A 22,361-nucleotide genomic window follows, 5' to 3' on the forward strand; every position below is an offset into this window, starting at 1 on the left:
TTTCCTCATTTCAAAAAAGTTTCGATTGCTTTAATTGGTAATGTTTTCGCTGTCCAAATTTTGAACGAACCGGCTGCTTGCTGAACTAACATTCCGAGACCATTGTGAGTTTCCAATCCCAGTTGCTGGCTCAGTTGCAGTAATGGCGTTTGTCTGGGTTCGTAAATGACATCCCAAACTTTTGTCGTTGATGGCAATTTTTTTAATTGATCACGCTGCAACGGTGTGGCGTTTTTATTTTGTCCAAAACCAATACTGGTAGCATTGATCACCACATCAACGTTTGTGAAGTCTAGCGTGGTTAACGCTGACCAATCCAGCTCGTGTAGATTTGGATCGGCTAGTTGCATCATGATCTGTTGAATTTGTTGATAATGTGGATAACCGGCGCGTTGCGCAACGGTCACCTGCAAAGTTCCAGCATGAGATAAAGCCACCAAAATTGCGCGAGCGGTGGCACCACCACCTAATAATAAAACGCGAGCACGAGGTAAGTCCACCCCTTGGGCTTGCAGATCCGACACGAAACCGGTGCCATCGGTATTATCACCGAATAAATGGCCAGCGGAATTCTTAACCGTATTAACGGCGCCAATTAATTGCGCAGTAGGACTGATCTGATCTAGATAAGGCAGCAATGTTTCTTTTAGAGGCAACGAAAGATTACAACCTGCCAGGGGTAAATCTAAAATTTGTTGGCGAATCTCTGCCCCACTTGCTTGACTGTCAATAACAAAATAAACCGCACTAATGCGGTTTACTTCAAAGCCATAATTATGGATCTGGGGTGAAAGACTATGCTGAACTGGGTGTGCAAATAATGCAAATTGCTGTTTAGAGTTGTTTTTAATTTTCGGAGACATTTAATTCACTGATCTTCAAGAGAACGTCCACTGCTTGTTCCATGACTTGAGTTGAAACATATTCGTAGCGGCCGTGCATATTTTCCCCACCGGCAAAAATATTTGGTGTGGGTAAGCCCATGAATGAAATCTTTGAGCCGTCAGTACCTCCGCGAACTGGTTCTTCATCTGGTTTGATGTCTAGAGCTTCCATCGCACGTTCGGCCAATTGAACCACATCCATGTGATCCTTCATGACGTCGATCATATTTTGATATTGATCCCACATTTTCAGCGTGAGTCTAGGTTCCTTGTAGGCAGCATTCATCCGATCAACGAGATCGACGACAAATTGTTTGCGGGCCTCCAAACCTGTTTGATCGAAGTCACGGATAATATAATCCAGATCCACTTCTTCAACCGTTCCGTTGAAACTTAACACGTGATAATAGCCTTCACGTCCATCGGTCGTCTCTGGCGTTTCATCTTTAGGAAAGGCAGCCTGAAAATCAACGCCCAATTGAATGGCATTAACCATAATCCCTTTGGCACCACTAGGATGAACGTTTTTACCTTGGATATGCAGTTTGAAAGCCGCAGCACTGAATGTTTCGTATTCGAGTTGACCCAAGGGACCACCATCAACCGTATAGGCAAAATCGGCATGGAACCCAGGCACGTCAAACTTATCAGCGCCGGTACCAATCTCCTCGTCTGGACCAAAGCCAACTTTTAAATCACCGTGTTTAATTTCTGGATTTGCTAATAGATAGGACAACATCGTCATAATTTCGGCGACACCTGATTTATCATCCGCACCGAGTAATGTGCTGCCATCGGTTGTGATCAGCGTATGACCGGCATATTTTTTTAGACTAGGAAACTCAGCTGGATCTAGCACAAACTCACCTTTATCATCGAGCTGAATGACAGATTTACCATCGTAATTTTCAACAAATTGTGGATTGACGCCGACTGCATTGAAATCCGCAGTATCGATGTGCGCCAAAAAGCCGATCGTGGGGACTTTTTTATCGAGATTACTAGGCAACAAAGCTGTCACATAAGCATTATCTTGATTGTAGTTCACCTCAGACAAGCCGAGCTCATTCAATTCCTGCTCTAATTCGTGCAGAAAAGTAACCTCATTAGGTGCAGATGGAATCGTGGTGGAATCTTCATTGGAACGTGTTTCTGTTTTAACATATTTCAAAAAACGGGGGATTAAATTTTCGTATTTTGTCATGGAATGACCTCCAAATAATAAGTTATGAGTATGAACTAGTTGCAAAACTAAATGAATTCAAATGGATCTGTGTTTAATTGAGAGCTCATCATATCGACTTGCCAATGCTGTTGTTCAAATTTTGCTTGTAAAATCGGTGGCAGTTTTTCTTTAATAATGCTTTCGATATGATGACCTGGATCGATCACGCTCAATCCATTCGCCAACATGTCGTGAGCCGTATGATAATAAACGTCGCCCGTGATCAAAACCTCAGCGCCTGCTTGGATGGCCTCCGGATAGAATTTACCACCATCACCGCCGATGACTGCTACACGTTGAATGAGTTTGTTTGGTTCATGCGTTGTCAATCGCAACCCGTTGACGCCGAATAACTGCTGACACTTTTCTGCAAAATCACGAACGGATTGTGGCTGAGGCAAGTTGCCGATCACCCCTAAATAAATAAGCGGACTCGCAAATCCTTTAGGCCGTGGATTAAAAGGCTGGCATTTTTGGAGGCCAACTTGATCGGCTAGCCAATCATTCATGCCACCAGTTGTTTCGTCTAAATTTGTATGGGCGGCAAAAACAGAAATATTATTTTTGATCAAATCCATATACATGCGTTGCTGAGGATCGGCTGCATCCAAATGTGGTGCCGGCCGAAACATCAAGGGATGGTGTGCGATAATTAAATCGATTTTTGCCTTAATTGCTTCGGCGACAACTTCTGGACGAACATCTAGCGTCACTAAAATTCTATGAACGATTTGTTGGCGATCGCCGATCTGTAGACCAATTGGATCATGAGGCTCGGCATTTTGTGGTGGTGCAATTTCAGCCATCACATCAATAATTTGTTGAACTGTTGGTTGCATCTAATCCCTCCTTGATCAACTTTATTTCAGCGCGCACGTGCTCAATTTTTTCAGCAGGTGGCTGTGTTGCTTGCTGCAAATGTGCTAGGACTAATTGCTTTTGTTGCAGTTGAAACTGCCAATACTTTTCAAAATCAGAGGCAGCTTCGACGTTACCCAACATCTTCGGTCCCATTAATAATTCGACTGGTTGATAATGCAGTGGCTGTGAGACTGGCACGGCAGCAATTAGCTGATAATAATGTCCCTCATCATAAACCAAATCTTCGGCATTGATTTGCCAACTGTGCTCAGCCAACCAGTTGCGAACCACATCCACATTTTGATTCGGTTGTAAAACTAAGGCCTGCAGTGACCGCAATTGGTCAACACCACGCTCGAGAATTTCGGTGATCAGCATGCCGCCCATTCCGGCAATCACCGCACACTCAACTCGATCTTCAGGTTGAATTGCTTGCAAGCCATCAGCTAGGCGCACTTGTAAATCTGTTGCAAATCCACTTTTTTGTACATGGTCGCGTGCAATCTCATAGGGACCTTCGATAACCTCGCCACAAACCGCAAAATCGATTTGTTCCGTAGACCGTAAATAGATCGGTAAATGGGCATGATCTGAACCAATATCGGCAATTCGCCGCCATGGATGAGTCAGGTTTGCAACTGCTTGCAAACGTTTAGATAATTTAACGATCGATTCCACCCCGCAATGTCAATTTCATTAAGTCAATTATACCAAAGAAATGCGTGATAAACTTTGAAAAATCATCAAATTGATTGAATAGTTAATGATGAAAAATCGACAAAAATTACCAACCAACTTTCTCGTGAACACTGTAAAAAAATAACCGTAGCATCAGTTCACTACGGTTAATCAAAAATTTATATTTTTAAACCTATTTGACGGTTATTCCAAGAAATCCTTCAATTGATTGGAACGAGAAGGATGACGCAACTTGCGCAATGCCTTAGCTTCGATTTGACGAATACGTTCTCGCGTGACGCCAAAGACTTTACCAACTTCTTCAAGTGTGCGCGTCCGACCATCATCGAGTCCGAAACGTAAACGTAAGACGTTCTCTTCACGATCGGTCAATGTGTCGAGGACACTTTCCAATTGTTCCTTGAGCAGCTCGTAAGAAGCATGATCTTCTGGACTCGTCGCATCATGATCTTCAATGAAGTCACCCAAATGCGAATCGTCCTCTTCACCAATTGGCGTTTCCAAGGAAACAGGTTCTTGAGCAATCTTCAAAATTTCGCGAACTTTTTCAGTTGGCATATCCATTTCGGCGCCAATTTCTTCTGGTGTTGGTTCGCGACCCAGATCTTGTAATAATTGACGTTGGATCCGGATCAACTTGTTAATGGTTTCGACCATATGAACAGGAATCCGAATTGTCCGTGCCTGATCAGCAATGGCACGGGTTATTGCTTGCCGGATCCACCAAGTGGCATAAGTGGAAAACTTGAATCCCTTGCGGTAATCAAACTTCTCAACGGCCTTCATCAAGCCCATGTTACCTTCTTGAATCAGATCCAAGAACTGCATCCCACGACCAACATAACGTTTGGCAATTGAAACGACTAAACGTAAGTTAGCTTCAGCCAAGGCTTGTTTAGCAACTTGGTCGCCTTGTTCGATCTTTAAAGCTAATTCAACTTCTTGTTCAGCTTTCAACAGTGGTACCCGACCAATTTCCTTGAGGTACATCCGCACAGGGTCATTGATTTTGACACCAGTTGGCGCCGAGAGATTAGCCAAGTCTTTCTTGGTTACTTTTTTGACTTTTTTGAGGGAGCGGACAGTTGGATCGCCATTTTCATCGACGACGGAATAACCTTGATCCTCGATCTGTTGAAATAATTCATCAACGGCTTCGTCTTCTAATGCAAATGGCTGCACAATTGTCGAAACTAGCTCTTCATTGGTAATTTCTTTGTCAGCTTTATGTGCTTTGATCAAGGCTTTGACTGCTGTATCTAATTTTTTCTCTTTTTGTTTCTTTGTTTCTTTTGCTGCCATATTTATGCCCCCTGTGTTGTGCTTATTGACTTAACTGCCGTTTCAATTGTAACAGTTCATTCAACCATTTCGTTTGCGCATCCTCGTCACCTTGAGCTGCTGCTTGCCGGATTTGTTGCTGCGCTTGCTGCATCCGCGAATCGATTCGTGCTGCTTGGATGTTTTGAATGTAATCATTGATTTCATCGTCACTGATTTGATCCGGAATGTCTGACATTTCAATTTCTAACAACAGCTTCTGCATCTCTGGTTCTAAGTGATCTGTAAAGCCGGCAACTTGATGTTCGCCAGGCGTCTTCAGATATTCCTGCCATTGTAAAAATAAATTCTGAATATGCGGATTACTAAAAGTGAAAGACTCGTCACTCAGTAATTGCTGACATAAGCGCTCATCCGTGATCGCTAAATTTAACAGACGGCGTTCCGAAATTTCCGTTCGATTCAACACCACGTTGAAAACTGGCGGCGGTGTCGGATCTGTTGGTTGCGTTAACCGGGTTTGCCGTTTCTCTGCGCGTTGTTTGCGTTGATACTGACGTGAAGCATTTTCAAATTCAGTTTTGAGTGCCGTCAGATCAACGTTCGCTTGATCAGCAATTTGCCGCAAATACAAATCCTGCTCAACCGTTGATTCAATTGTGACCAACTGCTGTAAAGCAGCCTGCACATATCCTAACCGTTCACTATCAATAGAGAAATTATATTGGGCGGCCAAACGCTGCAGTTGAAAAGCAATCGGTGTTAACACATGATCGGCCAATTGTTTCTTAAACGCCTCAGAACCGTGTGCCTTGATGTATTCATCTGGATCTTGACCATCTGGCAACATTACGACGCCGACTTCAAACGGTTTGTTTTTGACTAATTCTAGCGCATCCGCAATTGCATTCTGTCCGGGTTCATCACCATCGTAAGAAATAATCAACTTGCGCGTGATCCGCGACAATAAATATAACTGCTGAGTGGTCAAACTAGTGCCCATCGAAGCCACACCGTTCTGAACGCCAGCACGAAACGCACTGATCACATCCATGAAGCCTTCAAATAAATAAGCAGTTGAAGTTTGGCGAATCGTCTGTTTGGCCTGTGAAAAATGATAGAGCACTTCTCGTTTCTGAAATATTTCGGTCTCCGGTGAATTCAGATATTTCGGTTCTTTCTCCGATTTAACTAAGATCCGACCGGAAAAAGCGATCACGTGACCACCTTGATCAAGAATCGGAAACATCACCCGATTGCGAAAACGATCCATCAATTGACCGTCTTGTCGTTGAACGAACAAGCCAGAGCGAACGAGTAATTCGCGGGAAACTTTGCGATTCTGTAAGAACTTAAGCAACAGATCTGTTTCGTTGGGTGCAAAACCGAGCCCAAATTCATTGATTGCCGCTTCATCTAAGTCGCGTTTTTGAAGATAATCTAAAGCCGGCTCCCCTACTTTCGTCTTCAATAAAACATGAGTATATAATTGTTGCACACTCTCGTAAACCTGCCGTAACTGCTGAGCTTGCGAATGTTCGACATCCACCTTTTGCTCAGACAGTTGTTGTGGTAATTGAATATCGCTGAAATCGGCGACTTTAAGCACCGCTTCTGGAAACGAAATATCTTCGATCTCCATCAGAAATTTAAAAACATTCCCGCCACGATGACAACTAAAACAATTAAAAATCTGTTTATCCTCGGCCACTGAGAAAGATGGTGTTTTTTCTTCATGGAAAGGACACAAGCCGAACAGGTTCTTACCTTGCTTCTTCAGCTGCACGTATTGACTGACCACATCAACAATATTGGTCTTCTCGCGCACCTCATCAATAAACTCTGCCGGAATTCTTCCTGCCACATTCTCACTTCCCTCAGTATAAGCAAGAAATAGGCTGACAAGTTGGTATCCAAAGTCAGCCCCATCATACATATTTATGCAAGATATAATATACCATATCTGGGCTTGAAAGACAATGAAAAAGCATTGTGATAACCGGTAAAAATAACCGGCACCACAATGCTTTTAATATTATTAAATTTGAAGAACTTGATGCAGTTGTGCAGCGATTGTTTCATGCAGATGATGCGTCACGATCACTAGCGTTAATTGCGGATCATCAAGCAGATTCTGTTCGATGTCGTCGGAAGCTCTCTGGTCTAGGGAAGTTGTTGCTTCATCGAGCAACATAATTTCTGCACCATTGACAAGCCCACGCACCAATGAAATCCGCTGCTTCTGACCGCCCGAAAGATCCTGACCATTGTGGGTGAGGATCGAATCAAGTCCTTGAGGAAGTTTGGCAATCAATTGGTTGAGACCGGCGCGTTCAATGATGGCCCTCAATTGTGATTCGGTGATCTCACGTCCGAGAAGAATATTCTCCCGCAAAGACGCGTTGAAGACATGCGGTGATTGTTCTAAGAAGCTAATTTGCCGCCGTAAGGATTGTAGATCAAGTCGTTGATAATCTTGGCCGTCATATCGGATCTGACCAGAATAATGAGTAAGTTGTCCGACTAATAAATTTAAAATCGTACTCTTCCCACTGCCAGAATCGCCGACGAGCGCATATTTTTTATTTTTTTGAATACGCCAGGAAAAGTTCTGTAGAACAGGTTGCTGTTGATCATAAGCAAAATTCAAATTCTGAATGGCAATTTGATTTTCTAGTGGCGTAACTGACTGGCACTTCTGATCATCAGTGTTGATCGGTAATTGTTCGTATTTATCGAAAATCGGCTGTACCGCCGACATTTCGGCAATATTTGCCGTCGCACCAGTGAGACTCGTAAAAATCGTACTGGCAAAATATGAGGCATTGCTCACGGCGCCGGCTGGAATGAGATGAGCCATAAATAAGAGCGCGGCGTGAACCAAGACGGCGATTTGACTCAACAAGCTGACAATATTGACCGTCGCTGACATACTACCCGCAGTTTTAGCGTAATCAATTCTAGCGTCCGCTAATTTTTGTGAAGACGCTAAAGTTTTGGTTTGAATGGTTTTGGGTAGTCCCAGTGTGAATAGTGAATTGAATCCTTCGAGAACATCGGTGACTTGTTTGGTCAGCTCTTCGTTCATCTTGGTTTGCGCGACTGACCGCTGATTAAGTCGGCGCGTAAACAGTTTCGGTGCCAGCAACATGATGCCAGTTAAGACCGCAACTGTGATCAATAGCGAATAATGAAAAGTTAGTAATGAAAAAATACTCAGCACAATATTGGCGATTTGATTGGTGACGAAAAAGAACATGCTGAAACCATAATCATTAATTGTATTGACGTCATTAGTTAACCAAGACGTGTAAGTTGCCTCGGGAAAATGATGAAAGTTTTCGTAATTTGTTTCGGAAATACGCGTCATCAGATCACGGCGCACTTTAATATCCATTGCTTGAATCGACTTTTCTTCGGCGATTCATTCTTGGCGGATTTGTAATCCCCAGACCAGATCTAAGCTGACTAATGCAGCACACCAAGTCAAAAAAAGTTTTTAAATCCAGTGCAATGATCGCAGTTAGTGCTTGCGTGCTGATCAAGCCGTGACCGGAGACACAAATAGCGCCTATCAAGATCCAGAAAAATGTCCGGATGTTTTTAGACTTACAAATTAAAAAATATTTTTTTAAGTTAATAAAGATCACGCTTCCTCAAATCAAATGCATTTCAAGCGCAATACAAATAAAGTCATTGCAAATAAATACATTCGCTCAATTTTAGATTGATTAAATTTAGCGACAACAAAAAATTCTCACTAGATTTATTTCAAATTGATTGGTTGATTAGCGCGAACAAAAGACGCAGCCGATATGGTGAAACGATACCGAAATTGTCAACAAAACACAGTCAGATCCATTGTCATCCGCAAGTCGATGCCAGGGTACACCCTCTGAATTGCTGCGCGGATCATTGCTGCTATTTATAAGGTCGTAAACTAGTTTAGCCAATTTAAAACTTGGTTGGCGTAATTGAATTGATTTATCATGGCTCCAATATACACCGACACAAAGTCTAAAACAAATTATCATTTCACAAGAAATAGCTAAATGAAATATACTTATTCACAATGATTTTCTCCACTACTCATGCTTACTGGCTAATTTTCATAGATTGCTTGTTGCGGGTAGTCTTTAATGCTACGATAATAAAAATAACGTTTTCTCAAGGAGCCTCTAATGACCAGCCTAATTTCGACAACCACCCTCACCCCTGAACAAAAAACCGCTGCTGAACAGCTAATTGCAACCGTCCAGCAATTTGATCACACTTACCGCTCTCCTTATTTAAGCAATCAGTTCAACGTCTTTCCGGAAATGAAGAGCTTCTTTTTAGCATACGATCACGAAAAGCTGGTCGGTATCGTCACCTTATACGCCGATGAACCAGTCGATGGCACAGTTGACGTCACAGCCAATGTCTTGCCAACCTACCGCCGCCGAAAAATTGCGACCACACTCTGGCAGGAAGCCTTGAACGAATTGCATCAATTTGGCTATCACGATTATGAATTCACTACGGAGCGCACGTTTTTGAAAGCCAATCCAGATTTCCTAATGCACAGCCAATTAGTTGAAGCCGATGAGAATTAATTTCAGCTGAGACATCCAATTGAGTCTGTGATTCTCACTCATCAGCCTGCCCGCGCGCCACATTTGCTGAAGGAATCTGATGTGCCAGAATTAGTAACTCAGTTCGTTGCCGCGTTTCCTCGGAATGATGAAGCAGGAGCAACTCAGTATTTACAACAGAGCCTGACGGATCCCATGACTGACGGTTATGTTTTTACGGATGCAGATCAAATTGTTGGGGCTTGCTTAGTCGATAAAAGCGATGGCTATTATTTCTTCAGCCTCTTTATTAAGCCTAGTAAGCAGAATCAAGGTTTAGGAACCTATTTCGTTAAATTATTGTCACAACATTTGATTGAAACTGCGCCACAACAACTCGTTATCGGCGTAGAAGCGGATAATTTACCAGCTTTACACGTCTATCAAAAAGCTGGGTTTGAGATCGAAACTGAAGTTCTTTATCTAGTGCCAAAGAAAATTGGGGAATAGATATATTCCCCTTCGTTTGCGGGAATATAACTATATTCACATAGTTATAACTAATATTGTGAAACTTAGTTCTTTGTTAACCTGCTGTTATACAACAGCCATCATCGAAAAAGTTTTCCAAAAAAGATTGACAGCATTCCATTCTTTGCTTATACTAATGTCAATTTCTAAAATCAATTAAAGGAGTTTGAATGAAATGCAAAAGTTAACTGTCATCTCTATCAGCATTGATCGTTCATGGCAAAGCCGACACAGTCGATTGTAACCCGTCAATACACGGATACAATCTGGCAAACAGTTTGTATCTGTGTCGACTTAACTTTTGTGTCCCCTCAACAAAGAAGTCTGCATGGATTCATTTCTACAGCAGACTTCTGGAGACCTTTTTTAGGCAAACCAGATTATGCTGGTTTGCCTTTTTTTATTGCTCGAACATCTTTGCCACTATATTAAAAAATAATAATCGAGGTTTTTATGATGAAAAGAATGATCGCATTTATTTCCGCACTAATTGTATTTTTAGGTTTTGCTTTTTTCTATTCAAATCAGCCCAAACAGGCCACAGCCAAACATATTCCGACAATTGGTCTACTACAATTGCAATCGCACCCTGCCCTCGATGAAATTCACCAAGGATTCGTCGCTGGACTTAAATCCGAGGGTTATACCCCAGGCAAAAATATCAAGATCGATTTTCAAAATGCGCAAGCTGATCAGAGTAACTTGAAAACGATGAGTAGCAAGTTCGTCAATGAAAAAGTCGACTTGATGGCAGCCATTGCCACACCTGCAGCGCAAGCCGAAGCAAATGCGGCCAACGGTAAAACACCGATCATTCTTGCGGGGATCACCGATCCAGTCGGAGGCAAATTAATTAAGTCTGATAAGCGTCCTGGCAATAATATCACGGGAACTTCCGGTGAATCCCCACTGCCCCAATTATTGAAGTTGATGCAAGAATTAGTCCCCACTGCCAAAACCGTCGGCATTATTTATTCATCTAGCGATCACGGTGGCGAGTACAACGCGACTAAGTTTGAAAAACTGGCAAAAGCGGCCGGCCTCACTTGCAAGATGTACACCATTAGCAACACCAATGATATGCAACAAGTCGCTCAGAAAATGGTCAGTGAAGTCGATGTTGTTTATGCCCCCCAAGATAACGGTGTCGCCTCAGCCATGAAGACACTCACAAATGTAGCTAATAAAGAGAAGAAACCGATCATTGCCTCTGCAGACACGATGGTCAAAGATGGCGGGTTGGCTTCATATGCTATCAAACAATTTGATCTCGGAAAAGTCGCCGGTCAAATGGCTGCGCGCGTTTTAAATGGTCGTTCCACTAAGACTTATCCGATTGCCTATGTCCTCAAAGGCAATTACGTAATCAATGAAAAAGAAGCGAAGTTATTAGGTATCGAAATTCCCGCACATATTATGCAAGGTGCAAAAGATAAAGGAGAGATTTTCAAATGAATATGATCGTATCAAGTATCGGCCAAGGCTTATTATGGGCAATTTTAGGCGTCGCCCTCTTTCTCACATTTCGTATTCTAGATTTCCCCGACATGACGGTTGAGGGCACCTTCCCCTTAGGTGCCGCGGTGGCGGTGATCAGCTTAACGCATAACTTGTCGCCCGCTATCTCGATCACACTGGCCTTTCTCGCAGGTGCAGTTGCAGGTTTAATTACCGGTTTACTTTATACGAAAGGTAAAATCCCGATTTTATTAGCAGGTATTCTAGTCATGACCGCCTGCTTATCGATCAACTTGCGAATTATGGGCAGTTCAAATGTGTCGCTACTCGGTCAAAAAACAATTTTCAGTTCTAAATTTTTAGCAGGGTTGCCTCGCTACTTTGACAGTATCTTCGTCGGCTTGGTCACGATCGCAATTATCACGGCACTCCTCATTTATTTCTTACAAACAGATCTGGGACAGGCTTTCATCGTGACTGGCGATAATCCGACGATGGCCCGTTCGATCGGAATTAACACGGATAAAATGACGATCGTGGGCTTGATGATCTCCAATGGTCTGATTGGTCTCAGTGGCGCCTTGATCGCCCAGAGCAATGGTTACGCCGATATTAATATGGGCATTGGCATTATCGTCATCGCCCTCGCATCGATCATTATCGGCGAAGTTGTCTTTGGCGAACTCACTTTGAATCAACGTTTGATTGCCGTGACCCTGGGTAGTATTATTTATCGCTTCGTCATCCTGATCGTCTTAAACTTGGGCTTCAGCACCAACGACTTGAATCTGATCTCCGCAATTATTCTGGCCATTTGCCTGATGTTACCGCAGTTTAGTAAATCGTTAAAATTGGATCATGTCATCAAGAAAGGTCTGGCGAAAAATGAGTAAAACATCCGCAGAAATTTTAAAATTAGAAAACGTGGTGACTTATGTTAATCGCCATACCCCCAATGAAAATATGATCTTAAGACATCTCGATCTGACGATCCACCGAGGCGATTTCATCACTGTGTTGGGAACGAACGGCGCAGGCAAATCAACGTTGTTTAACGTGATTGCTGGAACGTTACCGCTTGATGAAGGCCGCATCCAACATTTAGGTCACGACTTAAATAAAGTTAGTCCTGAACGTCGTGCTAATTTCATTGCGCGCGTTTTCCAGGATCCTAAGTTAGGCACCGCCCCACGTATGACCGTCAGTGAAAATTTATTGCTGGCTTCGAAACGTGGCCAGCGCCGAACGTTACGCCCTCGCGAATTGAAGCAACATCAAGCGGCGTTTCGAGAAACGTTAGCAACCATGGGTGATGGCCTAGAAGATCATTTGGACACGGCTACTGAGAATTTATCGGGCGGCCAACGTCAGGCGCTAAGCTTCCTCATGGCGACACAACAACGTCCTGATCTGCTGCTGCTCGATGAACACACGGCTGCGCTGGATCCGAAGACAAGTGAACAATTGATGAAACAAACTAACGAAACGATCACAAAACAACAATTAACTTGTTTAATGATCACTCATCATCTGGATGATGCCTTGAAATACGGCAATCGCCTGATCGTATTGAATGCTGGCGTGATCACACTCGATGTCAGTGGCGCTGAAAAGCAAGCACTCACTAAAACGAAACTCTTAGAATTCTTCGGCAATATTGAATAGTAAGGCTATCAAAAAAGGCATCCTCAATCAGCTGACAAAAGCTGGTTGAGGATGTCTTTTTACGTACTTATTTTACTTAACGATCAGTTCATTCAGGTCACCAAAGATTGTAATTAATCTTTGGAGAATTAAAAGCTGAGTCAACCGATTTTGCCGAACTTTAGGATCGTCGGCCATGATCATGTTCTCTTCGAAATAGGCTTCGATAATTGGACGTAGGTCATGTAATTCTTGATAATTTTGTTCCACGGTATTTTTAAGCGAACTCTTGCGAATTGAATTCACCGCATCGAACAGTTTCTGCTCAGACGGATTCTCAAAGAGACTTGGCTCAACTTGCAACTCTTGAATGGGCACGTCAGATTGCTCGGCAAGTCTGAGGACTCGGGTCAACGCTTCGATCGTCGCCTTGAAATCTTGATCATCGCTATGCGCGCTCAAAGTCTTGGCAACATCATTGATGGTCGATGGATCCGCCGTCTTAGACGCGAGAATCGCGTCGATCATATCGTGACGGACATTTTTTTCATTGAACAGTTGACGCAAGCGGTCTAAGAAGAAGTGGCGCACATTGTCCTCATTTTGCAGCCAGTCGATGTCATAAGTCAGCCCGTTTTTAGTCAATGCTTCAGCAACTTTCGGCTGTAAAGTGTCGATCGACAGATGCCAACGATTGGCAACGAGAATACGGACAATTCCGTAAGATTGACGACGTAAGGCATAAGGATCATTCGACCCACTTGGAATCATGTTGACGCTGAAGAAGGCCAAGATCGTATCGATCTTATCCGCAATCGCTAGCGTGGCACCTACACGTGATTCAGGTAAGTCGCCATCCGCAGAGATCGGCAAATAATGTTCGCGAATCGCTTGAGCAACCTGTGCATTTTCGCCAAAAATCTGCGCATAGATTTCGCCCATGATACCTTGTAATTCGGGGAACTCACCAACCATCCCCGTCACTAAGTCGAACTTATAAATTTGGCTGGCACGCTTCAAATCAGTCAACTCAGTCGCGTCCAAACCAAAAACAGTACCTAAGTCTTGAGCTAACAACGTCACCCGTTGCATTTTTTCATACATCGTGCCAATTTTATCGTGGAAACTAACGGTCTTCAGTTTCTCCACGTAATTATTGAGAGAATGTTTCTGATCTTCTTCGAAAAAGAATTGGGCATCCTCTAAACGGGCAACTAAAACTTTCTCATTGCCAGAAATGACATTCTGCAAATATTCACTGTTACCATTGCGAACCGCAATGAAATTAGGAGCTAACTTGCCAGACTGATCACGGACGTAGAAATAGCGTTGATTATCTTTCATTGAAGTGATCAAAACGGGCTCAGGTACTGCCAGGTACTTCTGATCAAAGTGACCCGCAAATGCCGTTGGATATTCGACTAGGTTCAAAACTTCCTCAAGCAGATCAGGATCAAGATCGACTTGCCAGTTATTTTGATCAGCGATCGTTTGAATCTGTTGTTCGATTAATGCCTGGCGTTTATCTAGGTCAGCAATAACAAATTCTTTGGCTAAAGCATCTTCATAATCAGTCGCGGTCTTTAATTCAACCGGCTTGCCTAAGAAACGATGGCCTTGCGTGGTGCGCCCCGCTTTAACATCGAGAATCTGCATAGGCACAATTTCATCATCGAGCAGACTAACTAGCCAATGAATCGGGCGAATATATTCGAAGCTGTTGGTCGCCCACTTCATCCGTGTCGGAAAGGTCAATCCTTTCGCAATTGTTTCAATTCCTTTAAGCACTTCGGCAGCCGATTGGCCCACCGTTTTTTTCTCCACAAAGACGTATGGCTCACCTTTGAAATCCTTGAACGTGATGTCTTCAGGCGTGACACCTTGACCTCGGGCAAAACCAAGAGCGGCTTTGGTAAAGTTACCGTCCTGATCTTGGGCGATGCGTTGGGCAGGTCCTCTGACTTCTTCGACTTTATCTGGTTGATTGGCAGCAAGTCCACTGATCAACATGGCCAATCTTCTCGGAGTTGCATATGGTTTGATCGTATCGAAATCTAGTCGTTGTTCTTTTAAGTAAGCAGTTGTTTTAGCCACTAATTGTTCAACACTTGGGCGGACAACGTGGGCAGGGATTTCTTCGAGACCAATTTCAAATAAATAATTTGTTGACATTATTTTTCCTCCCCTGCTTGAGTTTGGGCATGTTGTAATAATGGGAAGCCCCGTTTTTCACGTTCAGCTACAAAGGCCTTGGCAATCTTATGTGCCATGCTGCGGATCCGTGATAAATAGCCGGCGCGTTCTGTGACCGACACCGCACCGCGCGCATCCAATAGATTAAAGGTATGGCTGCATTTCAAGACATAATCATACGCAGGATGAACCAAGCCTAACTTGATCAAACGCAACGCTTCTTTTTCGTAATCATTGAAGAAGTTCAGCAACATTTCTTGATTGCTTTCTTCAAAGGCATATTTAGAGTGCTCGTACTCAGGCTCTTGGAAAATATCACCGTAAAGCACACCATCGCCCCACTCGAGATCGAAGACGGAATCAACATCTTGAATATAAGAAGCCAGACGTTCAACCCCATAAGTGATCTCAGAAGTAACGGGCTCGACCGTCAAACCACCAACTTGCTGGAAATAAGTGAATTGGCTGACTTCCATGCCATCAAGCCAGACTTCCCAACCAACACCGGCACAACCCATCGACGGATTTTCCCAGTTGTCTTCAACGAAACGAATATCATGTTCGAGGGGTTCAATACCGAGTTCGCGCAAACTATCTAAATAAAATTCTTGGATATTTTTAGGAGATGGTTTCATCACCACTTGGAATTGGTGATGCTGGAATAAACGGTTCGGGTTTTCACCATAACGACCATCCGCTGGACGCCGAGAAGGTTCCACGTAGGCCGCATTCCAAGGCTCAGGCCCAATTGCGCGCAAGAACGTGTAAGGTGACATCGTACCAGCCCCCTTCTCCGTATCGTACGCCTCCATCAACATACAACCCTTAGCCGACCAAAACTTCTGCAGCGTCAGGATCATTTCTTGCACATTTAATTTCTTGACCATTAAACAAACACACCTTTCGTAAGTCATTAATTTAAAATCAAACACAACACCCACACAACACGAATCGAGCAGTCATGAAGACCGCGACTCAAACCCATCACGCTTAAAACAGAAGGGGTCTATCCGCACGCAGAACTAATTCTACCCAACGAATGAGCCGTTAACTACAGTCCTCCACCACCATACCTAACAAGATACAAAAAATCCCTATACTACACAAATAATGTAGTATAGGGACGATTGATTTCGCGGTTCCACCCTAATTCAGATGCAAGCATCTGCGCTTAATTGCGTTCTACTTGAGGTGCCCGATCTTCACGTGCGCTTTCACTATCCGCACTCGCTGAACGAAGATTTTTAATTCCTCAATGACGTAGAATTAACTATTAAATTCAATTTGTAGTTTAGACGTTTTCATTGAACTTGTCAAATTTTGCCAAGGGATTTAATCTGCTGGCTCATTGGCATTTCGTGGCTTCATTTCTGGTAGTCGCGTCATTTCATCGAGATATTTTTTACTTTTAAGCTGCAACCCAACTTGATCTTGATAAATGTTGTCCAAGATCCGCTGCAATTCTTTCTTCGTTCTAGATTGCAGGTCGATTTTCCCCAGCTGTTCTGGCATGATCTTCGCCAGTCCTTGCATCAAAGCCACCGACTTCGGTTGGGCGTGCAGGCGGTGGCTATCCATCGACCAGTGATCCTTGCACAACAAACCACCGTACGTTTCAGAATAATCTAGCGGCAAATCACTGCGATGACAAACAACACAATCTTGTAGATGAGGTTCAACACCAAAAAGACCGAGCAATTTGATCTCAACTAAATTCGTTAATAATTGCGCATCGGTTCCTTGATCCATCTTGGTCAACGCCGACCACAATAAATCAAAATAACGACCCAGCGGCTTATTTTCTTCAAACGCAGACGAAATCAACGTCAATAAATAAGAGGCATAAGCTTGTAACACAATATCTTGAGTCAGATTCTGAAAAATCGCCGTGCTCTTCGTCGTCGTGATGTAAGAAAGTCCGTGAAGATTGATCTGACCCACATAATTAGCAAAAGTAAAAGGCAAAATCGCCGTTTGTAACTTGAAATTGGCTTTTTTTGCCCCACGCACCATAAACATCTTGGCGGCATACTTATCTGTTAAAATTTGGACCAACAAATCGCGTTCCTTGTAATCACGGCGATACATCACTAACCCACGAAATTCCGCATCGCGAATCAGTGCCATTAATTCAAGTCCTTTGAATTATAGCCTGCTCTCGCCAAGAACAGTGGATTATCACGCCAATTGCGTTGCACACTAACTTGTAATTTCAAATTCACTTTTTCGCCAAGCAAGGCTTCAATTTCACGGCGGGCGCCGATCCCAATTTTCTTGAGCATCGAAGCCCCTTTACCGATCACGATCCCCTTTTGACTATCACGATCCACATAAATAATCGCGTTGATCACAAGTTTACCTTGTTGACGCGTATTCATATCTTCAACGACAACCGCAGTTGAATGTGGGACTTCATCGCGGGTAAACTCGAGAATCTTTTCGCGGATCAGTTCACTAACAATGAAATATTCAGGATGGTCAGTCAATTGATCATCTGGATAATATTTCGGACCCGCTGGTAAATATTTCTTAATTTCAGTCATTAATTCATCGACATTGTTGCCTTGTGTCGCCGATAAGGGAATCACTTCTGCAAAATTAGCTTCATCCTGGAAAGCTGTGATCTGTGTAAGCAAGTCGTCTGGATGAACCAAATCGATTTTATTGATCACTAAAAATAATGGCGTCTTCAAACTTGCCAATTCATTTAAAATATAGCGGTCGCCAGGGCCAATTTTATCATCTGCACTGGTCATATAAATGGCAATGTCGACTTCATTCAATGCTGAAAAAGCGGCCTTGTCCATATATTGATCGAGATCATTCTTAGGCTTATGGATGCCAGGTGTATCTAAGAAGACAACCTGTGCGTCGTCGTCTGTGATCACACCTTGAATTTTATTGCGGGTCGTCTGCGCTTTGGGAGACATGATGGCAACTTTCTCGCCGATCATGCGATTCATCAATGTCGATTTACCAACATTGGGGCGACCTAATAATGCTACGAAACCTGATTTAAATTCTGTCATTTTACGGGATCATCCTTTAATGAAAACGAGTATGGAAGTACACCGGCAACCGTTGTATCGATCTTGTCGCCGTTTAAATTAGTCAAAATCACTTGATCGTCGGCATTCATGAATTCCGTCATGACTTGTCGACAGGCGCCACAAGGTGAAACCGCCCGCTTCGTATCTGCGACAATTGCAATGGTCTTGAAATGGCGGTAGCCAGCTGCAACTGCACTAAACATCGCACACCGTTCTGCACAAATCGTCATACTAAACGAGCCGTTTTCAATATTACAGCCTTGAAAAACATGCCCATCATCCGTCAAAACGGCGGCACCGACCGCAAATTTTGAATAAGGTACATAGGCTTGTTCACGCGCCTGCCGTGCTTTTTCGATCAATTCATCCAACTTAATGACCTCCATTAGTGAAATAAATTACCTAAATGTGGTACAAAAACAATTAAACCAACAACAACTGCTAAGAGTGCAGCCACTAACACAATTGCCGCCGAAACGTCTTTGATTTTTTTAGCCAGTGGATCGTAATGCTTCTGCACAAGTAGATCAACAATATATTCGACCGCTGTGTTCCACAATTCGGCGATCAAAACGAGAAAAATCACGACGATCAGCCAGAGCCAGTCCAATTTGCTCACTTGGAACAACAAACCGAACAGCAAAACCAGCACCGCAATACTCAAATGCCGCTTGAAATTAGCTTCGTCTTGGAACGTCCATTTCAACCCTTCGAGGGCATGACTGCACGATTGCAAGAAGGTGTGATTTTTCTTTGTTTGGTGAGAATTATCGTTTAAGCCCATAGCCATCCAAAATTTCCTCTTGAAGTTTGATCATGACTTTTTCATCTTCCGGCTCAATGTGATCATAGCCGTTTAAATGTAAGAAGCCATGCACGACAGTATAACCAAACTCACGATCGAAACTGTGCTCATATTCCTTAGCTTGTTCGCGCACATGATTGGGTGCAATGAACAAGTCGCCAATATTACGGGGAATTTCCAATTCTGCCGCCAACTCATCGAAGTTCGGCAAGTCAGAATCTTCATCATCTTCAATTGCGAAACTGATCACGTCGGTCACGCGGTCCTTATCGCGATACTCACGATTGATCTCACGAATTTTTTCATCCGTAATCAAACTGATCGACATTTCTGTGTCGGCGGGTAAATCGAGCCTGTTAGCCGCATACGCCACCAAATCTGTGATCCATTGTTCCCGTTCTGCTGGTAAAACTTGGTCGTCATTAATTATTTCGAGATTCATGTTTTTTTAATTGCTCCTGATCAAATTTTTCGTAAGCGTCGATGATGCTAGAAACGACGGGATGACGCACGACGTCTGCAGATGATAATTCCACAAAACCGATGTGGTTAATATTCTTCAATACTCTGGACGCTTGGATCAACCCACTGCGCTGATTACGCGGCAGATCGATCTGAGTGACATCACCATTGACGATCATCTTCGAACCGATTCCTAAACGCGTTAAAAACATCTTCATTTGCGCCTGTGTGGTGTTTTGGGCCTCGTCCAAGATAACGAATGCTTCTTCCAGCGTTCGCCCTCTCATGTACGCTAACGGGGCAATTTCGATAATGCCACGCTCCATTAAACGATTCGCTTGCTCAGTCCCCATGATCGTATAAAGCGCATCATAAATGGGGCGCAAATAAGGATCGATTTTTTCTTTCAAGTCACCAGGTAAAAAGCCTAAATTCTCGCCAGCTTCAACCGCCGGACGCGTTAAAACAATCCGCGAAACTTGATTCGCCTTTAACGCCGCAACTGCCAAGGCCACAGCTAAATAGGTTTTACCCGTTCCGGCTGGTCCGATCCCAAATGTGATTTCATTGCGTTTGACTGACTGAACATACTGACGCTGACCTAAGTTTTTGACGCGAACACTGCGTCCCTTGGAATCACGGACGATTTCTTCAGTATATAAGTCGCTGAAGTATTCGAGTGTTCCTCTATCGGCCATTTTCATGGCGCTAAGAATATCCGCACTACCGATCGAAACACCTTGGGTCAATAAGCTAGATAATTGCGTGAAGATGTTGATCACGCGGTCGACGAGTACGGCAGTCCCTTTGACAAAAATTTTGTCTCCAAACGCACGAATATTGACAGACATGCCTTCTTCGATCAATTTCAAATATTCATCATTAACACCCAACAAACTTAAGGCTTGTTCTGGATTTGGCAAGAGATAAGATTTTTCGATTTCTGGTTGATCTATCAAATAATTCGCTCCATTCAAAAAAGCATCTGTTAATTGAATTTTAGCACAAATAGAGGGTGAAAAACATGCATGGGGTTTAGTCTGGTATATCTAACTTGTGTGATTCTTAAAAGCTGATCTACCTTCGGCAGAAGTTGCTCCAGAAAATAGTGGGATTGCTGTGGGGACGGCTGCAGGATTTCCAAAGTACGGAAATTCTTCCGCCTAAAATGTGAGCTCTTCCAAAACCGGGAAGATCTCACATTTTCCCATTTTGTAAATTCGCCAAAACCGCTCATTAACAAAATTACCACTGCAATCCCACTATTTTCTTCCGCAACTTCTGCATAAACCTATTTCGTTTAGATTAGGATCTGAATAACAGGGTTCTTCAAATATGATTAACATTGTTACCTTTACTCAGAATAGTTCAACTTAAAAATCTGAGTAATCATCAAGTCCGCCTTTCGTCTTCTAGAAATTAACGTTGCGGTACAAACCAGTCGCACAGGGCTAGACGTTGGCTAGAGTCAGCATTATAAAGCCGCCGAGATGAGTCAGAACGCGGAAGAAAAAATTACTGATCACTGTGAAATCGTTCTTGTGGGACTTAATTTGGTTCCAAACGCAGTCGGAAAAGTTCATCAAAAAATAGTTATCTATCAAACTCAAGTCCCACTAGAACGAGGGTGATCTTCTAGAATTTTGTGCTTTTCAAAAGGCTTGAAGTCATCCCCAGAGTGAGCAGTGATTTTTTCTGGAGCGTTCTGACGGAACCAAACTAAATCCGACAGCACGCAAACAAAGCCTTCACGAATCAGTTGGAAACTTTAAAAGTCATCCCCACAGCGAGGCGCAACATTTTTCTGGAGCGTTCTGACGGAACCAAACAAAATCCTACAACACGCAAACAAAGCCTTCAAGTCAAACTAGAGCCCTGAAATCTAGCTCAACAATTTCTTAACAAGCTGGTTAACTTGTCCGCCATCTGCGCGGCCTTTGATTTTTGGCATTAATTTAGACATGACATTACCCATATCCTTCATTGAAGTGGCGCCATTTTCGTCGATTGTTTCTTGAATGATTGCTGATAATTCTTCATCGGTCAATTGTGCAGGTAAGTAATTCTGAACGATCGCCATTTCTGCTTTAACTTCGGCACTCAAATCTTCGCGACCAGCTTTTTCGAATTCAGCGAGTGAATCTTTACGCTGCTTCATTTCTGTCGTGACCACTTGTAATTCTTCTTCATCTGTCAAATCAGCGGCCTTCTTGATTTTTGCATTCGTTAACGATGCTTTGATCATTCTGACGACGCTTAATTTTGTTTTATCTTTTGCTTTCATTGCGGCTTTTAAGTCGGCAGTTAGTTGTTCATTTAATGACATGTTCAGATTCCTCCCGAAAAAATACCCCCTTGCTCAGATAGACTGCATTGCAATCAAAAAGCAAGAGGGATATTTATTTATTATTTAAATTTCTTGCGTTTGCGAGCTGCTTCAGACTTTAATTTCTTCTTAACGCTTGGTTTCTCGTAGAATTCGCGTTTGCGGTATTCTTGGAGTTGACCACTTTTAGAAACTGAACGTTTGAAACGTCGAAGAGCATCATCAAGAGACTCGTTGTCGCGGACAATTGTCTTAGCCATGTGATTTCCCTCCTTCCAGTTTCCATGTAACTACTCTGTGCAAACTTTTTCGACTACATCACAGTGGTTCTATATTATTATAGCGAACCTTGAAAATAGGGTCAATATATTTCGCAATTTATTTAAAGA

22 protein-coding genes are annotated in these 22,361 nt (G+C 43.1%); 5 read left to right on the forward strand and 17 right to left on the reverse strand.

All coding sequences use genetic code 11. The features are described 5' to 3' along the window. Positions 1-5: 5 nt before the first annotated feature. The 7 genes from EKM67_RS05575 to EKM67_RS05605 form a co-directional block, all read right to left on the reverse strand. Positions 6-863 carry a shikimate dehydrogenase family protein gene (locus tag EKM67_RS05575; protein WP_125578042.1) on the reverse strand — a complete coding sequence of 286 codons (858 nt, stop codon included), beginning with the start codon at positions 861-863 and terminating at the stop codon, positions 6-8. Then, positions 847-2,088, reverse strand: coding sequence for a peptidase T (gene pepT, locus EKM67_RS05580; RefSeq protein ID WP_125578043.1), 1,242 nt, complete (start codon positions 2,086-2,088; stop codon positions 847-849). The genes EKM67_RS05575 and pepT overlap by 17 nt, the downstream gene beginning before the upstream one ends. Positions 2,089-2,135: 47 nt before the next feature. Further along, complete coding sequence (locus tag EKM67_RS05585; protein ID WP_125578044.1) at positions 2,136-2,948, reverse strand: Nif3-like dinuclear metal center hexameric protein; 813 nt, start codon at positions 2,946-2,948, stop codon at positions 2,136-2,138. Next, positions 2,920-3,648, reverse strand: coding sequence for a tRNA (adenine(22)-N(1))-methyltransferase (locus tag EKM67_RS05590; RefSeq protein ID WP_125578045.1), 729 nt, complete (start codon positions 3,646-3,648; stop codon positions 2,920-2,922). The genes EKM67_RS05585 and EKM67_RS05590 overlap by 29 nt, the downstream gene beginning before the upstream one ends. Positions 3,649-3,852: 204 nt before the next feature. Continuing rightward, positions 3,853-4,971: an RNA polymerase sigma factor RpoD gene (gene rpoD, locus EKM67_RS05595; RefSeq protein ID WP_125578046.1), complete on the reverse strand. Its 1,119-nt coding sequence runs from the start codon at positions 4,969-4,971 to the stop codon at positions 3,853-3,855. A 22-nt stretch (positions 4,972-4,993) separates the two neighbouring features. After that, positions 4,994-6,814 (reverse strand): DNA primase, encoded by a 1,821-nt coding sequence (gene dnaG, locus EKM67_RS05600; protein ID WP_164506579.1) that lies wholly within the window; start codon positions 6,812-6,814, stop codon positions 4,994-4,996. Positions 6,815-6,988: 174 nt separating this feature from the next. Next, on the reverse strand, positions 6,989-8,347 hold the full coding sequence (locus EKM67_RS05605; RefSeq protein ID WP_125578048.1) for an ATP-binding cassette domain-containing protein: 1,359 nt from the start codon (positions 8,345-8,347) through the stop codon (positions 6,989-6,991). A 784-nt stretch (positions 8,348-9,131) separates the two neighbouring features. On the opposite strand from EKM67_RS05605, the gene EKM67_RS05610 reads away from it, so the two are divergent. The 5 genes from EKM67_RS05610 to EKM67_RS05630 all read left to right on the forward strand — a co-directional run bounded on the left by EKM67_RS05610 (position 9,132) and on the right by EKM67_RS05630 (position 13,157). Further along, positions 9,132-9,545 carry a GNAT family N-acetyltransferase gene (locus EKM67_RS05610; protein ID WP_125578049.1) on the forward strand — a complete coding sequence of 138 codons (414 nt, stop codon included), beginning with the start codon at positions 9,132-9,134 and terminating at the stop codon, positions 9,543-9,545. 81 nt (positions 9,546-9,626) lie between these two features. After that, positions 9,627-10,013 carry a GNAT family N-acetyltransferase gene (locus tag EKM67_RS05615; RefSeq protein WP_164506580.1) on the forward strand — a complete coding sequence of 129 codons (387 nt, stop codon included), beginning with the start codon at positions 9,627-9,629 and terminating at the stop codon, positions 10,011-10,013. A gap of 474 nt (positions 10,014-10,487) precedes the next feature. Further along, the gene (trpX, locus tag EKM67_RS05620) at positions 10,488-11,489 is read left to right on the forward strand and encodes a tryptophan ABC transporter substrate-binding protein (protein ID WP_164506581.1); all 1,002 of its coding nucleotides are present in this window, start codon (positions 10,488-10,490) and stop codon (positions 11,487-11,489) included. Then, positions 11,486-12,385 carry an ABC transporter permease gene (locus EKM67_RS05625; RefSeq protein WP_125578051.1) on the forward strand — a complete coding sequence of 300 codons (900 nt, stop codon included), beginning with the start codon at positions 11,486-11,488 and terminating at the stop codon, positions 12,383-12,385. Before trpX ends, EKM67_RS05625 begins: the two co-directional genes overlap by 4 nt. Further along, positions 12,378-13,157: an ABC transporter ATP-binding protein gene (locus EKM67_RS05630; protein ID WP_125578052.1), complete on the forward strand. Its 780-nt coding sequence runs from the start codon at positions 12,378-12,380 to the stop codon at positions 13,155-13,157. The genes EKM67_RS05625 and EKM67_RS05630 overlap by 8 nt, the downstream gene beginning before the upstream one ends. Before the next feature lie 72 nt (positions 13,158-13,229). Here the strand turns inward: EKM67_RS05630 and glyS are convergent, their stop codons facing one another. The 10 genes from glyS to rpsU form a co-directional block, all read right to left on the reverse strand. Further along, entirely contained in the window at positions 13,230-15,308 is a 2,079-nt protein-coding gene (glyS, locus tag EKM67_RS05635) for a glycine--tRNA ligase subunit beta (RefSeq protein ID WP_125578053.1), read from the reverse strand. After that, positions 15,308-16,216 carry a glycine--tRNA ligase subunit alpha gene (gene glyQ, locus EKM67_RS05640; protein WP_125578054.1) on the reverse strand — a complete coding sequence of 303 codons (909 nt, stop codon included), beginning with the start codon at positions 16,214-16,216 and terminating at the stop codon, positions 15,308-15,310. Before glyQ ends, glyS begins: the two co-directional genes overlap by 1 nt. Before the next feature lie 445 nt (positions 16,217-16,661). Beyond that, complete coding sequence (gene recO / locus EKM67_RS05645) at positions 16,662-17,456, reverse strand: DNA repair protein RecO (RefSeq protein ID WP_125578055.1); 795 nt, start codon at positions 17,454-17,456, stop codon at positions 16,662-16,664. Continuing rightward, positions 17,456-18,358, reverse strand: a complete 903-nt coding sequence (gene era / locus EKM67_RS05650; protein ID WP_125578056.1) for a GTPase Era — start codon at positions 18,356-18,358, stop codon at positions 17,456-17,458. Before era ends, recO begins: the two co-directional genes overlap by 1 nt. Further along, positions 18,355-18,765, reverse strand: coding sequence for a cytidine deaminase (locus EKM67_RS05655; RefSeq protein WP_125578057.1), 411 nt, complete (start codon positions 18,763-18,765; stop codon positions 18,355-18,357). The genes era and EKM67_RS05655 overlap by 4 nt, the downstream gene beginning before the upstream one ends. Further along, on the reverse strand, positions 18,765-19,169 hold the full coding sequence (locus EKM67_RS05660; protein ID WP_125578058.1) for a diacylglycerol kinase family protein: 405 nt from the start codon (positions 19,167-19,169) through the stop codon (positions 18,765-18,767). The genes EKM67_RS05655 and EKM67_RS05660 overlap by 1 nt, the downstream gene beginning before the upstream one ends. Then, complete coding sequence (gene ybeY / locus EKM67_RS05665; RefSeq protein ID WP_125578059.1) at positions 19,147-19,626, reverse strand: rRNA maturation RNase YbeY; 480 nt, start codon at positions 19,624-19,626, stop codon at positions 19,147-19,149. Before ybeY ends, EKM67_RS05660 begins: the two co-directional genes overlap by 23 nt. Then, positions 19,607-20,605: a PhoH family protein gene (locus EKM67_RS05670; protein ID WP_379895027.1), complete on the reverse strand. Its 999-nt coding sequence runs from the start codon at positions 20,603-20,605 to the stop codon at positions 19,607-19,609. Before EKM67_RS05670 ends, ybeY begins: the two co-directional genes overlap by 20 nt. 923 nt (positions 20,606-21,528) lie before the next feature. After that, positions 21,529-21,972 carry a GatB/YqeY domain-containing protein gene (locus EKM67_RS05675; RefSeq protein WP_125578060.1) on the reverse strand — a complete coding sequence of 148 codons (444 nt, stop codon included), beginning with the start codon at positions 21,970-21,972 and terminating at the stop codon, positions 21,529-21,531. An 80-nt stretch (positions 21,973-22,052) separates the two neighbouring features. After that, entirely contained in the window at positions 22,053-22,232 is a 180-nt protein-coding gene (rpsU, locus tag EKM67_RS05680) for a 30S ribosomal protein S21 (protein WP_125578061.1), read from the reverse strand. Between the last annotated feature and the right edge of the window lie 129 nt (positions 22,233-22,361).

Origin of the sequence: Lapidilactobacillus mulanensis (assembly GCF_003946215.1) — a bacterium.
GTDB classification, from domain to species: Bacteria; Bacillota; Bacilli; order Lactobacillales; family Lactobacillaceae; genus Lapidilactobacillus; species Lapidilactobacillus mulanensis.